Consider the following 13956-nt stretch of genomic DNA (forward strand, 5'->3'; position numbering starts at 1 on the left):
CGCGGCCCTCCACGGAGACGACCGACCGCCCTGCCGGCCGTCCGGCGACGGGGCGAGGGCGGCCGGTGGGACGCGGGGCCTCAGTTGTGGCTGTGCAGGACCTCGTTGAGGCCGCCCCAGACCGCGTTGTTCGGGCGGGCCTCGACGGCGCCGGTGACCGAGTTGCGGCGGAAGAGGATGTTCGAGGCGCCGGAGAGGTCGCGGGCCTTCACGATCTCGCCGTCGGGCATCGTCACCCGGGTTCCGGCCGTGACGTACAGGCCGGCCTCGACGACGCACTCGTCGCCGAGCGCGATGCCCACGCCCGCCTCGGCGCCGATCAGGCAGCGCTCGCCGATCGAGATGATCACGTTGCCGCCGCCGGAGAGGGTGCCCATGGTGGAGGCGCCGCCGCCGATGTCGGAGCCGTCGCCGACGACGACGCCGGCGGAGATGCGGCCCTCGACCATCGAGGTGCCGAGGGTGCCGGCGTTGAAGTTGACGAAGCCCTCGTGCATGACGGTGGTGCCGGCGGCGAGGTGGGCGCCGAGGCGGACGCGGTCGGCGTCGGCGATGCGGACCCCGGCGGGCGCGACGTAGTCGGTCATGCGGGGGAACTTGTCGATCGAGGTCACCTGGAGGTGCAGGCCCTCGGCGCGCGCGTTGAGCCGCACCTTCTCGACGTCGTCGACGGCGACCGGGCCGAGCGAGGTCCAGGCGACGTTGGCGAGGAGGCCGAAGACGCCGTCCAGGCTCTGGCCGTGCGGCTTGACCAGGCGGTGGCTGAGCAGGTGCAGGCGCAGGTACGCGTCGTGGGCGTCGAGCGGCTTCTCGTCGAGCGAGGCGATGACGGTGCGGACGGCGACCACCTCGACGCCCCGGCGGGCGTCCACGCCGAGGGCCTTGGCGGCGCCCTCGCCGAGGGCGTCGACGGCCGCGTCGGGGGTGAGCCGCTCGGTGCCGGCGGGGCCGGGCGCGTCGGTCAGCTCGGGGGCGGGGAACCAGGTGTCGAGGACGGTGCCGTCGCCGGCGAGGGTGGCGAGGCCGGCGGCGACGGCGCCGGTGGTGCGAGGAGCAGTGGTCATGACGGAAAACCTAACCGGCGGGCCCCCGCCCGGGCCAACCGGTCTCAGGTGTCGGTCGGGCGCGCCGTCGGTTCGGACGAGCCCGGGACCGGGGGTTTCGGCACTTCGTCCGGGACGCCGGGGGTCGGGCCGGGGCCCGGCGTCACGCGCGCGTGCTCCCCGCCGTACGGTGCTCCCCGCCGTACTCCCTTTCGGCGAGCAGGCCCCGGAGGCGGACGCCGTCCACGAGGGCGACCAAGACGCGGGCGGATCCGGACCGTTCGACACCTCGTAGGACCGCGTCCACGATCCGCTCGCGGCGCCCGGGGGCGCGGCGGCGGAGCCGGGCCGCCGGTACGCGCCGCCAAGTCCGCAGGTGCGCGCGCTTTTCTCGTACGGGTGTACGCGGCGCCTGCCGATACGGTGTCGTCCATGACCTACTCCACGGGGCCCTACGGCTACGGCCACGTCCCTCCGCCTCCGGCGCCGCAGCCCGGCGTGATACCCCTGCGGCCGCTCGGTCTCGGCGAGATCCTGACGGCCGCGTTCGCCGCCTTCGGACGTCACTGGAAGCAGCTCGTCGGCGTCACGGCCGTCGCCTACGGGCTCGGTCTCCTGCTGGTCGGCGCGGCGGCCGGCGTCGGCTACCTGGCCGTCGCCGACCACGTGCCCGGCGTGTTCGACCTGCCGAGGGGCGTGACCCCGTCGTGGGACGACGGCCTTCCGCTGCTGATCGCGTTCGGCTGCGTCTGGCTGGTCGCGATGGTCGTCATGCTGGTCGCGAGCGGCGTGGTGTCGGCGGCGGTGCCCGTGGTCCTCCAGGAAGCGGTCCTGGGCGGCCGTCCGGCGCTCGGGACCGTGTGGGGGCGCGCGTGGGCGCGGATGCCCGCGGTCCTCGGCACGGTCCTCCTGACCGCGCTGGTCATGCTGGTGCCCGTCCTGCTCCTCGCCGGCCTGGTCTCCGTCCTGATGGCCGCGGTGATCTCCGAGGACGCCGGCCCGGCCGCGTCGTTGCTGCTGATTCCCGCCTTCCTGCTGTTCCTTCCGCTCGTCGCCTGGATCTGGGTGAAGCTCGTCTTCGCCCCGACGGTGGCGGTGGCCGAGCACCAGGGCGCCACGGCGTCCCTGCGGCGGTCCTGGCACCTGGTGACCGGCGCGTGGTGGCGGACCTTCGGCGGTCTCATGGTGGCCGGCGTGATCACGGGCGTCATCAGCATGGTCTTCCAGCAGGTGCTCGGCGCACTGATGAGCGTGCCCTTCCTCGACGGCCCGGAGCCGGAGACGCTCGGGGAGCTGCTCGCCCTGGTCGCGCCGATGATGATCATCGCGATCGTCGGATCGCTGATCGCCCAGGTGTTCTCCGCGCTCTTCCCGCCGCTGGTGTCCGGGCTGCTCTACATCGACCAGCGGATCCGCCGGGAGGGCCTGGCACCGGCGCTCGCTCGGGCGGCGGAGGCCCGGGCGCACGCCTCCTGACGGACCGGCGGGCACCCGGATCCGTCCCTCAGTCCGTGAGCGACCGCTTCGGCCGCAGCACGCAGAACTCGTTGCCCTCGGGGTCCGCGAGGGTGACCCAGGTCGCGTCCTCGCCCTGGCCGACGTCGATCCGGGTCGCCCCGAGGGCGAGGATCCGCTCCACCTCGGCGTCCCGGTCGTCGGGCGTGAGGTCGATGTGCAGCCGGTTCTTGACGCTCTTGGACTCGGGCACGGGCAGGAAGCACATCCCGGGCAGGGCGTGCTCGTCGGCTCCGATGACGATCTCGTGCTCGTCCTCGTAGAGGACCTTCCAGTCCAGGACCGACGCCCAGAAGCGGGCCTGCGCGGGCAGGTCGTGGGCGTCGACGGCGAGGTGGTACATGCGAACGGCCATGCTCCCCAGTCTTCCAGGGGAGCACGGCCGTCGGCGTGAAGGGCTCGGTCAGACGTTGAAGCCGAGCGCGCGGAGCTGCTCGCGCCCGTCGTCCGTGATCTTGTCCGGGCCCCACGGCGGCATCCAGACCCAGTTGATCTTCAGCTCGTTGACGATGCCGTCCGTGGCGGACTTCGCCTGGTCCTCGATCACGTCGGTCAGCGGGCAGGCCGCCGACGTCAGGGTCATGTCCAGCGTCGCGACGTTGGAGTCGTCGATGTGGATGCCGTAGATCAGGCCCAGGTTGACGACGTCGATGCCCAGTTCGGGGTCGACGACGTCGTACAGCGCCTCGCGGACTTCTTCCTCGGAGGCCGGCTTCATGGTGGCCCCGGCGTTCTCGGTCATGCCGACTTCCTCTCGGACTTCTGGTCGTCGTCCCCCAGCGCCTGGGAGGTCGCGTCCTTCCACGCCATCCAGCTGAGCAGGGCGCACTTCACGCGGGCGGGGTACTTGGAGACCCCGGCGAACGCGACCGCGTCCTCCAGGACCTCCTCCATCGCCTCGTCCGGCTCGATCCGGCCCTTGGACTGCATCAGCTCCAGGAAGGTGCCCTGGATCCGCTGCGCCTCGGCCAGCTCCTTGCCGACGAGCAGCTCGTTGAGGACGGAGGCCGAGGCCTGGCTGATGGAGCAGCCCTGACCCTCGTACGACACGTCCTCGACGCGCGAGCCGTCGTACTTCACGCGGAGCGTGATCTCGTCGCCGCACGTCGGGTTGACGTGGTGCACCTCGGCGTCGCCGTCCCGGAGACCGCGCCCGTGCGGGTGCTTGTAGTGGTCCAGGATGACGTCCTGGTACATCGAATCCAGCTTCACGAGCGTCTCCTAGCCGAAGAAGTTCCGTACGTGCTCCAGTCCCTCGACCAGGGCGTCGACCTCGGCGGGGGTGGAGTACAGATAGAACGACGCCCGCGTGGTCGCGGGAATTCCGTAGCGGAGGCAGACCGGCCGCGCGCAGTGGTGGCCGACCCGGACCGCGATGCCCTGCTCGTCGAGGACCTGGCCCACGTCGTGCGGGTGGATGTCGCCGAGCGTGAAGGAGATCGCCGCGCCGCGGTCCTCGGCCGTGGTGGGGCCGATGATCCGCAGGTCCGGAACCTCCTGGAGGCGCCGGACGGCGTACTCGGTGATCGCGTGCTCGTGGCGCGCGATGTTCTCCATGCCGATCGCCGAGAGGTAGTCCACGGCCGCGCCGAGGCCGACGGCCTGCGCGATCGGGGGCGTGCCCGCCTCGAACTTGTGCGGGGCCGGCGCGTAGGTCGAGGAGTGCATCGAGACGGTCTCGATCATCTCACCGCCGCCGAGGAAGGGCGGCAGGTCCTCCAGGAGCTCCTGCCGTCCCCACAGCACGCCGATGCCGGTCGGGCCGCACATCTTGTGGCCGGTGAAGGCCACGAAGTCGGCCTGGAGCGCCTGCACGTCCAGGACCATGTGCGGGGCCGCCTGGGAGGCGTCGATGCAGACGAGCGCACCGACCTCCTGGGCACGGCGGATGATCGTCTCGACCGGGTTGAACGTGCCGAGCAGGTTCGAGACCAGGGTGAAGGAGACGATCTTGGTCTTCTCGGTGATGACCTCCTCGATGTTCGAGAGGTCGAGACGGCCGTCGTCGGTGAGGCCGAACCACTTCAGCTTCGCGCCCGTGCGCTGCGAGAGCAGCTGCCACGGCACGATGTTGGAGTGGTGCTCCATCTCCGTGATGGCGATCTCGGTCTCGTGGTCCACGCGGTAGGGCTCGTCGGCCCAGCCCAGCATGTTGGCCACGAGGTTGAGCGACTCGGAGGCGTTCTTGGTGAAGATCACCTCGTCGCGGCTCGGCGCGTTGACGAACGCGGCGACCTTGTCGCGCGCGCCCTCGTAGAGCGCCGTCGCCTCCTCGGCCACCGTGTAGACGCCGCGGTGGACGTTGGCGTTGTGGCGCTCGTAGTACGTGTTGAGCGCGTCGAGGACCTGGCGCGGCTTCTGCGAGGTCGCCGCGGAGTCGAGGTACACGATCTTCTTGCCGTCGTGGACCGTGCGATCCAGGAGGGGGAAGTCCTTGCGGATCGCCTCGGTGTCGAGGAGGCCGGAGAGCCCCTGATGGGCAGAAGTCACGCGGACGCGCCACCCTTCACGTACTTGTCGTAGCCCTCGTTCTCCAGCACGTCGGCGAGCTCGGCGCCGCCGGACTCGGCGATGCGGCCGTTCGCGAACACGTGCACGAAGTCGGGCTTGATGTAGCGCAGGATGCGCGTGTAGTGGGTGATCAGCAGGGTGCCGACCTCACCGGTCTCGCGGACGCGGTTGACGCCCTCGGAGACGATCCGCAGGGCGTCGACGTCGAGGCCGGAGTCGGTCTCGTCGAGGATCGCGATCTTCGGCTTGAGGAGTTCGAGCTGGAGGATCTCGTGGCGCTTCTTCTCACCGCCGGAGAAGCCCTCGTTGACGTTGCGCTCGGCGAAGGCCGGGTCCATCTGGAGCTGCTCCATCGCGGACTTGACCTCCTTCACCCAGGTGCGCAGCTTGGGCGCCTCGCCGCGGACGGCGGTGGCGGAGGTGCGCAGGAAGTTGGAGACCGAGACGCCGGGGACCTCGACCGGGTACTGCATGGCCAGGAAGACGCCGGCGCGGGCGCGCTCGTCGACCGACATCTCCAGGACGTCCTCGCCGTCGAGGGTGACGGTGCCGCCGGTGACCGTGTACTTCGGGTGGCCGGCCAGGGAGTACGCCAGGGTCGACTTGCCGGAGCCGTTGGGGCCCATGACGGCGTGGGTCTCGCCCTGCTTGATGGTCAGGTCGACGCCCTTGAGGATCTCGCGGGGGCCGTTCTCCGCCTCGACGGAGACGTGCAGGTCGTGGATTTCAAGCGTAGCCATGGGTGACTCAGGACTCCTGGGTGACGGAGACGAGCACATCGTCCCCTTCGATCTTTACGGGGTATACGGGGACGGGGCGCGTCGCGGGAAGGCCGGAGGGCTTGCCGGTGCGCAGGTCGAAGCTGGACCCGTGCAGCCAGCACTCGATGGCGCAGTCCTCGACCTCGCCCTCCGAGAGGGAGACGTTGGCGTGCGAGCAGATGTCGTTGATCGCGAACACCTCGCCCTCGGTGTGGACGACCGACACCGGCGTGCCGTCGACCTCGACCCGCTTCGGGGTGTCGGTCTCCAGCTCGCTCAGCGCGCAGACTCGGACGAAGGCCATCAGACGGAGGCCTCCAGCTCCACCTCGATCTTGGCGAGCAGGCGCTCCTGGACGTCGGGCAGGCCGATCTGCTGGACCAGCTCGGCGAAGAAGCCGCGGACGACGAGGCGGCGGGCCTCGATCTCCGGGATGCCGCGGGACATCAGGTAGAAGAGCTGCTCGTCGTCGAAGCGGCCGGTGGCCGAGGCGTGACCGGCGCCGGCGATCTCGCCGGTCTCGATCTCCAGGTTCGGCACGGAGTCGACCCGGGCACCGTCCGTGAGGACCAGGTTCCGGTTCAGCTCGTACGTGTCGGTGCCCTCGGCCGCGGCCTGGATGAGCACGTCACCGATCCAGACGGCGTGTGCGCCCTCGCCCTGCAGCGCGCCCTTGTAGGCCACGTTGGACTTGCAGTGCGGGGTGTTGTGGTCGACCAGGAGGCGGTGCTCCTGGTGCTGGCCCGCGTCGGTGAAGTAGAGGCCGAAGAGCTCGGCCTCGCCGCCGGGGGCCGCGTACGCCACGCGCGGGTGGATGCGGACGACGTCGCCGCCGAAGGTGACGACGACCGACTTGAAGGAGGCGTCGCGGCCGACGAGCGCGTTGTGCTGGGCGACGTGGACGGCCTTCTCGTCCCAGTCCTGGACGGAGACGACGGTGAGCTTGGCGCCGTCGCCGAGGACGTAGTCGACGTTGGCGGCGAGGACGGCGTCACCGGTGTGGTCGATGACCACGACGGCCTCGGCGAAGGCGCCGAGCTCGATCACCTGGTGGCCGAAGGCGGTTCCGCCGTGGCCGTGCACGGCGATGCGGATCGGCTCGGTGAGGACGGCGTCCTTGGCGACGGTGACGACCGAGGCCTTCTCGAACGAGGAGTACGCCTGGGCGGCGACCCGGTCGACGGGCTTGCCCGCCCGGCCGAGGCGCTCGTCGTCGCGCCCGACGGTCTCCACCGTGACGCCCTCGGGGGCCTCGACGTCGACCTTGACGCCCTCGCCGGTGGCGACCGCGGTGCCGTCGTGCAGACCGCGCAGGCGCTCCAGCGGGGTGAACCGCCACTCCTCCTCGCGGCCGTGCGGGACGGGGAAGTCCGCGACGTCGAAGGACGGGGGCGCGCTCATGCGCGTGGCGACGGTGGACTCGGCGGCCACCGCGATCGAGCCGGCGGTGGTGGATCCCGCCGGGATGTTCTGGGCCTCAGCCATGGCTGTCGTGTTGCTCTCTTCCTGCGTACGGGGAAACGGTCGCTGCGGGTGGGCGGAGGGCCTTAGCCGACCGAGCCCTCCATCTGCAGCTCGATCAGCCGGTTGAGCTCCAGCGCGTACTCCATCGGGAGCTCCTTGGCGATGGGCTCGACGAAGCCGCGGACGATCATCGCCATCGCCTCGAACTCGGTGAGGCCGCGGCTCATCAGGTAGAAGAGCTGGTCCTCGGAGACCTTGGAGACGGTGGCCTCGTGGCCCATGGAGACGTCGTCCTCGCGCACGTCCACGTAGGGGTACGTGTCGGAGCGGGAGATGGTGTCGACGAGCAGCGCGTCGCAGAGCACGTTGGACTTGGCGCCCGGGGCACCCTCGCCGATCTCGATGAGACCCCGGTAGGAGGTGCGGCCGCCGCCTCGCGCCACCGACTTGGAGACGATGTTGGAGGAGGTGTTCGGGGCCATGTGGACCATCTTGGCGCCGGCGTCCTGGTGCTGGCCCTCGCCCGCGAAGGCGATGGACAGGGTCTCGCCCTTGGCGTGCTCGCCCATGAGGTAGACGGCCGGGTACTTCATGGTGACCTTGGAGCCGATGTTGCCGTCGACCCACTCCATGGTGGCGCCCTCGTAGGCGACGGCGCGCTTGGTCACCAGGTTGTAGACGTTGTTCGACCAGTTCTGGATGGTCGTGTAGCGGCAGCGGCCGCCCTTCTTGACGACGATCTCGACGACGGCGCTGTGCAGCGAGTCCGAGGAGTAGATCGGGGCGGTGCAGCCCTCGACGTAGTGGACGTAGGCGTCCTCGTCGACGATGATCAGCGTCCGCTCGAACTGGCCCATGTTCTCCGTGTTGATGCGGAAGTAGGCCTGGAGCGGGATCTCGACGTGCACGCCCTTCGGCACGTAGATGAAGGAGCCGCCGGACCACACGGCCGTGTTCAGCGAGGCGAACTTGTTGTCGCCGACCGGGATGACGGTGCCGAAGTACTCCTTGAAGAGCTCCTCGTGCTCCTTCAGGGCGGTGTCGGTGTCGACGAAGATGACGCCCTGCTCCTCCAGGTCCTCGCGGATCTGGTGGTAGACGACCTCGGACTCGTACTGGGCGGCGACGCCGGCGACGAGGCGCTGCTTCTCCGCCTCGGGGATGCCGAGCTTGTCGTACGTGTTCTTGATGTCCTCGGGCAGTTCCTCCCAGGAAGCGGCCTGCTTCTCGGTGGAGCGCACGAAGTACTTGATGTTGTCGAAGTCGATGCCGGAGAGGTCGGAGCCCCAGGTCGGCATGGGCTTCTTGCCGAAGAGCCGCAGACCCTTGAGGCGCAGCTTCAGCATCCACTCGGGCTCGTTCTTCTTCGCGGAGATGTCGCGGACGACGTCTTCGTTCAGACCGCGCTTGGCGGTGGCGCCGGCCGCGTCCGAGTCGGCCCAGCCGTACTCGTACCGACCCAGGCCCTCAAGCTCGGGGTGGCTGATCTCGGTGGTCATGCGGGGTTCCTCCCGGCCGTACGTGCGGATGCTGATTCGGTGGTCTGTGGGGCGCCGTGCGGGATGAACGTGGTGCAGACGCCGTCACCATGCGCGATGGTGGCCAGACGCTGGACGTGCGTTCCCAGGAGGCGGGAGAAGAACTCCGTCTCCGCCTCGCACAGCTGGGGGTACTGCTCGGCGACGTGGGCTACCGGGCAGTGGTGCTGGCAGAGCTGCTGGCCGACCGGCGCGTTCCGCGCAGTGGCAGCGTACCCGTCCGCCGTGAGGGCGCCGGCGAGCGCCTCGGTCCGCCGCGCGGGCTCGGCCGCCTCGACGGCCTCTCGGTACGCGCTTCCCTGGCTCTCGATCCGGTCCCGGGCGAAGGCGGCGACGGCCTCCTCGCCCCCGGCGTTGCGCTCGATCCAGCGGAGCGCCTCGACGGCGAGCGAGTCGTACGACTGGTCGAAGGCGTCCCGGCCGCAGTCGGTCAGCACGAAGACCTTGGCGGGGCGGCCGCGGCCGCGGTTGCCGTAGACGCGCTTCTCGCGGGCCTCGACGACGTTCTCCGCCACCAGCGAGTCGAGGTGGCGGCGGACGGCGGCCTGGGTGAGGCCGAGCCGGTCGGCGAGGTCGGCGACGGTGGAAGGCCCGTGGTCGAGGATCGACCGGGCGACCCGGTTGCGCGTGGAGCGCTCCCGGGTCGCCAGTTCCTCCATCGGAGCCGCTCCCACGTTTTTCACAACACCATTGTTGCGTAATTAATCGGGGAGTGACAAGCGGCACCCGACGCGCGGGCGGTGCCGTGCATCACTCAGGCAAGGCTTACCTGACCTGGAAAGATGATCATTCATGGGATGAATTCGACCACTCTTCGGGCCCCGCGACCGGGGGACCGCCGGGCGCTCTCTAGACTTCCGGCATGCACGGGAAGCCCCCCACGACCGAGTCCGCCGTCCAGGTCCGCGGCCTGGTCAAGCGGTACGGAGACAGGACCGCCGTCGACGGCCTCGACCTCGACGTACGGGCCGGCACCGTCACCGCCGTCCTGGGTCCCAACGGGGCCGGCAAGACCACCACGATCGAGACCTGCGAGGGCTACCGCAGACCCGACGGCGGCACCGTCCGGGTCCTCGGCCTGGACCCGGTCGCCGACGCGGCCGCCCTGCGCCCCCGGATCGGCGTCATGCTCCAGTCCGGCGGCGTCTACTCCGGCGCCCGCGCCGACGAGATGCTCCGCCACATGGCGAAGCTGCACGCCCACCCGCTGGACGTGGCCGCCCTGATCGAGCGGCTCGGCCTCGGCTCCTGCGGCCGTACGAGCTACCGGCGGCTCTCCGGCGGCCAGCAGCAGCGCCTCGCGCTCGCCATGGCCGTCGTCGGCCGCCCCGAGCTCGTCTTCCTCGACGAGCCCACCGCCGGCCTCGACCCGCAGGCGCGGCGCGCCACCTGGGACCTGGTCCGCGAGCTGCGCGCCGACGGGGTGACCACCGTCCTCACCACGCACTTCATGCAGGAGGCCGAGGAGCTGGCCGACGACGTCGCCATCGTCGACGCCGGCCGGATCGCCGCCCAGGGCAGCCCCGAGGAGCTGTGCCGCGGCGGCGCCGAGAACACCCTGCGCTTCACCGGCCGCCCCGGGCTCGACCTGGGCTCCCTGCTCAAGGCGCTCCCGGACGGCACGGCCGCGGCGGAGACGCTCCCGGGCACGTACCGGATCACCGGCGGCGTCGACCCGCAGCTCCTCGCCACGGTCACCAGCTGGTGCGCCCAGCACGGCGTGATGCCGGACGGCATCGCGGTCGAGCGCCACACCCTCGAAGACGTCTTTCTGGAGCTCACGGGCAAGGAGCTGAGGTCATGAGCACGGGTGCCCCCCTCTCGAAGTCCGCCGGCACCGGCACCTACTCCCCCCGGTCCGGCGCCGCCCCCGTCGGGCGGATGATCGCCGCGCAGACCGCCCTGGAGACCAGGATGCTGCTGCGCAACGGCGAACAGCTGCTCCTGACGGTGATCATCCCCTCGCTGCTCCTGGTGCTGTTCTCCACCGTCGACGTCGTCGACACCGGGGCCGGGAAGCCCGTCGACTTCCTCGCCCCCGGCGTCCTCGCGCTCGCCGTGATGTCCACCGCCTTCACCGGCCAGGCCATCGCGACCGGTTTCGAGCGCCGGTACGGGGTGCTCAAGCGCCTGGGGGCCTCGCCGCTCCCCCGCTGGGCCCTGATGACCGCCAAGACGCTCTCCGTCCTGGTCACCGAGGTCCTCCAGATCGCGCTCCTGACGGCGATCGCGCTCGCGCTCGGCTGGTCCCCGCACGGGAACCCGCTCGCGGTCCTGCTGCTCCTGGTCCTGGGCACGGCCGCCTTCTCCGGCCTCGGGCTGCTGATGGCCGGCACGCTGAGGGCCGAGGCCACCCTGGCCGCCGCCAACCTGGCCTTCCTGCTGCTCCTGGTGGGCGGCGGGGTGATCGTGCCCCTGGAGAAGTTCGGCGCCGCGGGCGACGTGCTCGCCCTGCTGCCGATCTCGGCCCTCTCGGACGGCCTGCGGGACGTCCTCCAGGGCGGGGCGTCGATGCCGTGGGGCGACGCGCTGGTCCTCGCGGTGTGGGCGGTCCTGGGCCTCGGGGCGGCGGCGAGGTTCTTCCGCTGGGAGTAACCGTAAGGTTCCGTTCGGCCACATACGCCCCCCTCGTGAAAGCGCGCACAAGCGCCGTCCTACGATAGGCCCGTGCTGAACCCCCTCGCCCTCATCGCCAGGCGCTGGACCCCGTCCCCCCGGACGCTCCGGCGCGCCGCGCTCTCCGCCGTCGTGATGAGCGTGCTCATCATCGTCACGGGTGGCGCGGTCCGGCTGACCGGTTCCGGCCTCGGCTGCGACACCTGGCCCAAGTGCACGGACGACAGCCTCTTCGCCACGCCCGAGCAGGGCCTCCACGGCGCCATCGAGTTCGGCAACCGGATGCTGACGTACGTCCTGTCGGCGGCCGTCGGCTGGGCCATCATCACCGTCCGCTCGGTCAAGCCGCGCCGGCGCGGCCTCACCCGGCTCGCCTGGGTCCAGTTCTGGATCGTGCTGAGCAACGCCGTCCTCGGCGGCATCACGGTGTGGATGGGTCTCAACCCGTGGACGGTCGCCGGCCACTTCCTCGCCGCGAACGCGCTGCTCACGGTCGCCGTCGTCACCTGGCACCGGACCGGCGAGGGCGACACCGCCCCCCGCCCGCGCGTGCCGCGCCCGGTCCGCAGGCTGTCCTGGGCGATCACGGTCGTCTCGGGCCTGCTGATCGCGCTCGGCACCACCGTGACCGGCGCCGGCAAGCACGCCGGCGACAGCAGCGACGTCCCGCGCATGCCCTGGGACTGGACGAACGCCGCGCACCTGCACGCGATCGCCGCCTGGGTCGTCTGCGCGCTCGCGGTCGCGATGTGGCTGGTCCTGCGCATGGTGGACGCCCCGGCCGACACCCGGGCCCGCGCCCGGGACCTGCTGATCGTGCTCCTCGCCCAGGGGGCGATCGGCTACGTCCAGTACTTCATCGGGGTCCCCGAGATCCTGGTCGCCGCCCACATGCTCGGCTCCTCGCTGATGTGGATCGCGGTCCTGCGGCTGGCCCTGAGCATGCGCGAGCGCCCGCCGAGCACGCCGGCGGCCCCGGTCCGGACCGACCCGGAGCTCGCGACGGCCTGAGGCCCCCGCCCGCTCCCGTACGCCTTCCGCGCACACGAGAAGGGCCCACCGGTTCCCGCGAGCCGGTGGGCCCTTTCGTACGTGCGCGTCCGCCGCTTCAGCGGTCGGAGGGGCCGCCGATCTGGATGCCCGCCATCCGGGTCCACTCGTACGGACCGGTGACGACCTTCGCGGCGAACTCGCCGTCGAACTCCTCGTGGAGCGTCAGCCCGGCCTTCCCGGCGGCCTGCTCCGCGACCGCGTACGTCGGGGCGACCAGGTCGCCCCAGAGGCCGTCCGCGCCGACGAGGACGATCCGGGTGCCCGCCTGGCCGATGTGCTCCAGGTGTCCCTCGGAGCCGCCGTGCTCCTTGGAGAAGGCCTGGATCTGCTTGGCGAGCCGGGCGACCCTGCGCTCGTCCTTCTTCGTGTCTGCCTTCGTGTCTGCCATGCCAGGGATGCTACCGATGGGTAGATCGAACGGCGACGGCCGGGCCGCGTGGCGTTTCCCACCCGGCCCGGCCGTCGGCCGAGCGGTTCCCTTGGCGCGTCAGCGGAGGAAGGGGTCCACCGCGACCGCCACGAAGAGCAGCGAGACGTAGGTGATGGACCAGTGGAAGAGGCGCATCTCCTTGAGCTTGGCGCCCGTCGCGCCGTCCTTGGCCCGGTTCAGCAGCCCGTGCGCCTCCCAGAGCCACCAGCCGCCGGTGAGCAGCGCCACGGCGGTGTAGAACCAGCCCGTGTAGCCCAGCGGGGTGAGCAGCAGCGAGACGACGACCATGACCCAGCTGTAGGCCACGATCTGCCGGGCGACGACCTTGTTGGAGGCGATCACCGGCAGCATGGGGACGCCCACGCGCGCGTAGTCCTCCTTGACCTTCATCGACAGCGGCCAGTAGTGCGGCGGCGTCCAGAAGAAGATGACCATGAAGAGGATGACGGCGGCCCAGGACATCGAGTTCGTCACCGACGACCAGCCGATGAGGACCGGCATGCAGCCGGCGATGCCGCCCCAGACGATGTTCTGCGCGGTCCGCCGCTTGAGGATCATCGTGTAGACGACCACGTAGAAGAGGAGCGCGCCGAGCGAGAGCCAGGCGGAGAGCCAGTTGACGAGCAGACCGAACCAGAGGGTGGAGACCACCGCGAGGGTGAGGCCGAAGACCAGGCCCTCGCGCGGCGAGACCATGCCGGTGACCAGTGGACGCTGGGACGTGCGGTCCATCAGGGCGTCGATGTCGCGGTCGATGTACATGTTGAGCGCGTTCGCGCCGCCCGCCGACAGATAGCCTCCGAAGCAGGTGGCGAGCACCAGCCAGAGGTTCGGCACGCCCTGCTCGGCGAGGAACATCACCGGGACGGTCGTGATGAGCAGCAGTTCGATGATCCGCGGCTTGGTCAGCGCCACGAATGCCTTGACGCGGGCCCCGAACGGCCGATGGCCCCCCGGGCTGGGAGTCAAGACGACCCCTGCGGGTCGGGACTCGACGGCCGTCACGCACACCCCTGACAGAGAAA

The 13956-nt window shown here is 70.8% G+C and carries 16 protein-coding genes; 4 read left to right on the forward strand and 12 right to left on the reverse strand.

The genetic code is table 11. From position 1 onward, the window contains the following. Nucleotides 1-80: 80 nt before the first annotated feature. Complete coding sequence (gene dapD / locus ACFY7E_RS16055; RefSeq protein ID WP_383442709.1) at nucleotides 81-1064, reverse strand: 2,3,4,5-tetrahydropyridine-2,6-dicarboxylate N-succinyltransferase; 984 nt, start codon at nucleotides 1062-1064, stop codon at nucleotides 81-83. 411 nt (nucleotides 1065-1475) lie between these two features. On the opposite strand from dapD, the gene ACFY7E_RS16060 reads away from it, so the two are divergent. Beyond that, nucleotides 1476-2519, forward strand: a complete 1044-nt coding sequence (locus ACFY7E_RS16060; RefSeq protein WP_389485178.1) for an oxidoreductase — start codon at nucleotides 1476-1478, stop codon at nucleotides 2517-2519. A 28-nt stretch (nucleotides 2520-2547) separates the two neighbouring features. Here ACFY7E_RS16060 and ACFY7E_RS16065 read toward each other — a convergent pair whose 3' ends face one another. From ACFY7E_RS16065 to ACFY7E_RS16105, 9 genes are all read right to left on the reverse strand, one after another. Then, nucleotides 2548-2913 (reverse strand): VOC family protein, encoded by a 366-nt coding sequence (locus tag ACFY7E_RS16065; RefSeq protein WP_389485180.1) that lies wholly within the window; start codon nucleotides 2911-2913, stop codon nucleotides 2548-2550. 48 nt (nucleotides 2914-2961) lie between these two features. Beyond that, entirely contained in the window at nucleotides 2962-3300 is a 339-nt protein-coding gene (locus ACFY7E_RS16070) for a metal-sulfur cluster assembly factor (protein WP_024757177.1), read from the reverse strand. Then, nucleotides 3297-3770, reverse strand: coding sequence for a Fe-S cluster assembly sulfur transfer protein SufU (gene sufU, locus ACFY7E_RS16075; RefSeq protein WP_389485182.1), 474 nt, complete (start codon nucleotides 3768-3770; stop codon nucleotides 3297-3299). Before sufU ends, ACFY7E_RS16070 begins: the two co-directional genes overlap by 4 nt. Nucleotides 3771-3779: 9 nt before the next feature. Then, complete coding sequence (locus ACFY7E_RS16080; protein ID WP_383330603.1) at nucleotides 3780-5048, reverse strand: cysteine desulfurase; 1269 nt, start codon at nucleotides 5046-5048, stop codon at nucleotides 3780-3782. Further along, nucleotides 5045-5809, reverse strand: coding sequence for a Fe-S cluster assembly ATPase SufC (gene sufC / locus ACFY7E_RS16085; protein ID WP_030692513.1), 765 nt, complete (start codon nucleotides 5807-5809; stop codon nucleotides 5045-5047). The genes ACFY7E_RS16080 and sufC overlap by 4 nt, the downstream gene beginning before the upstream one ends. A gap of 7 nt (nucleotides 5810-5816) precedes the next feature. Beyond that, nucleotides 5817-6134 carry a bifunctional 3-phenylpropionate/cinnamic acid dioxygenase ferredoxin subunit gene (locus ACFY7E_RS16090; protein ID WP_030205123.1) on the reverse strand — a complete coding sequence of 106 codons (318 nt, stop codon included), beginning with the start codon at nucleotides 6132-6134 and terminating at the stop codon, nucleotides 5817-5819. Beyond that, nucleotides 6134-7315 (reverse strand): Fe-S cluster assembly protein SufD, encoded by a 1182-nt coding sequence (gene sufD, locus ACFY7E_RS16095; protein WP_389485185.1) that lies wholly within the window; start codon nucleotides 7313-7315, stop codon nucleotides 6134-6136. Before sufD ends, ACFY7E_RS16090 begins: the two co-directional genes overlap by 1 nt. 62 nt (nucleotides 7316-7377) lie before the next feature. Beyond that, the gene (sufB, locus tag ACFY7E_RS16100) at nucleotides 7378-8793 is read right to left on the reverse strand and encodes a Fe-S cluster assembly protein SufB (protein WP_389485187.1); all 1416 of its coding nucleotides are present in this window, start codon (nucleotides 8791-8793) and stop codon (nucleotides 7378-7380) included. Then, nucleotides 8790-9515, reverse strand: coding sequence for a helix-turn-helix transcriptional regulator (locus ACFY7E_RS16105; protein WP_389485189.1), 726 nt, complete (start codon nucleotides 9513-9515; stop codon nucleotides 8790-8792). The genes sufB and ACFY7E_RS16105 overlap by 4 nt, the downstream gene beginning before the upstream one ends. Before the next feature lie 179 nt (nucleotides 9516-9694). Between ACFY7E_RS16105 and ACFY7E_RS16110 the strand changes: the two genes are divergently transcribed. The 3 genes from ACFY7E_RS16110 to ACFY7E_RS16120 all read left to right on the forward strand — a co-directional run bounded on the left by ACFY7E_RS16110 (nucleotide 9695) and on the right by ACFY7E_RS16120 (nucleotide 12459). Then, a complete protein-coding gene (locus ACFY7E_RS16110; RefSeq protein WP_389485191.1) occupies nucleotides 9695-10636 on the forward strand; it encodes an ABC transporter ATP-binding protein in 942 nt (313 codons plus the stop codon). Next, nucleotides 10633-11427, forward strand: a complete 795-nt coding sequence (locus tag ACFY7E_RS16115; RefSeq protein WP_389485194.1) for an ABC transporter permease — start codon at nucleotides 10633-10635, stop codon at nucleotides 11425-11427. The genes ACFY7E_RS16110 and ACFY7E_RS16115 overlap by 4 nt, the downstream gene beginning before the upstream one ends. A gap of 72 nt (nucleotides 11428-11499) precedes the next feature. Beyond that, entirely contained in the window at nucleotides 11500-12459 is a 960-nt protein-coding gene (locus tag ACFY7E_RS16120) for a heme A synthase (RefSeq protein WP_389485196.1), read from the forward strand. A 97-nt stretch (nucleotides 12460-12556) separates the two neighbouring features. On the opposite strand, the gene ACFY7E_RS16125 is transcribed toward ACFY7E_RS16120, so the two are convergent. Both ACFY7E_RS16125 and ACFY7E_RS16130 read right to left on the reverse strand, forming a co-directional pair. Continuing rightward, the gene (locus tag ACFY7E_RS16125; RefSeq protein WP_389485198.1) at nucleotides 12557-12889 is read right to left on the reverse strand and encodes a hypothetical protein; all 333 of its coding nucleotides are present in this window, start codon (nucleotides 12887-12889) and stop codon (nucleotides 12557-12559) included. Nucleotides 12890-12988: 99 nt separating this feature from the next. Then, complete coding sequence (locus tag ACFY7E_RS16130) at nucleotides 12989-13936, reverse strand: heme o synthase (RefSeq protein ID WP_383445202.1); 948 nt, start codon at nucleotides 13934-13936, stop codon at nucleotides 12989-12991. Between the last annotated feature and the right edge of the window lie 20 nt (nucleotides 13937-13956).

Origin of the sequence: Streptomyces sp. NPDC012825 (assembly GCF_042900925.1) — a bacterium.
GTDB lineage: Bacteria > Actinomycetota > Actinomycetes > Streptomycetales > Streptomycetaceae > Streptomyces.

Bases quoted from the DNA above. Each gene is read 5' to 3' on its own strand.
- sufB (WP_389485187.1), bottom strand. From the start codon at position 8,793: ATGACCACCGAGATCAGCCACCCCGAGCTTGAGGGCCTGGGTCGGTAC.
- ACFY7E_RS16070 (WP_024757177.1), bottom strand. From the start codon at position 3,300: ATGACCGAGAACGCCGGGGCCACCATGAAGCCGGCCTCCGAGGAAGAA.
- sufD (WP_389485185.1), bottom strand. From the start codon at position 7,315: ATGGCTGAGGCCCAGAACATCCCGGCGGGATCCACCACCGCCGGCTCG.
- ACFY7E_RS16125 (WP_389485198.1), bottom strand. From the start codon at position 12,889: ATGGCAGACACGAAGGCAGACACGAAGAAGGACGAGCGCAGGGTCGCC.
- ACFY7E_RS16110 (WP_389485191.1), top strand. From the start codon at position 9,695: ATGCACGGGAAGCCCCCCACGACCGAGTCCGCCGTCCAGGTCCGCGGC.
- ACFY7E_RS16115 (WP_389485194.1), top strand. From the start codon at position 10,633: ATGAGCACGGGTGCCCCCCTCTCGAAGTCCGCCGGCACCGGCACCTAC.
- ACFY7E_RS16090 (WP_030205123.1), bottom strand. From the start codon at position 6,134: ATGGCCTTCGTCCGAGTCTGCGCGCTGAGCGAGCTGGAGACCGACACC.
- dapD (WP_383442709.1), bottom strand. From the start codon at position 1,064: ATGACCACTGCTCCTCGCACCACCGGCGCCGTCGCCGCCGGCCTCGCC.
- sufC (WP_030692513.1), bottom strand. From the start codon at position 5,809: ATGGCTACGCTTGAAATCCACGACCTGCACGTCTCCGTCGAGGCGGAG.
- ACFY7E_RS16060 (WP_389485178.1), top strand. From the start codon at position 1,476: ATGACCTACTCCACGGGGCCCTACGGCTACGGCCACGTCCCTCCGCCT.
- ACFY7E_RS16065 (WP_389485180.1), bottom strand. From the start codon at position 2,913: ATGGCCGTTCGCATGTACCACCTCGCCGTCGACGCCCACGACCTGCCC.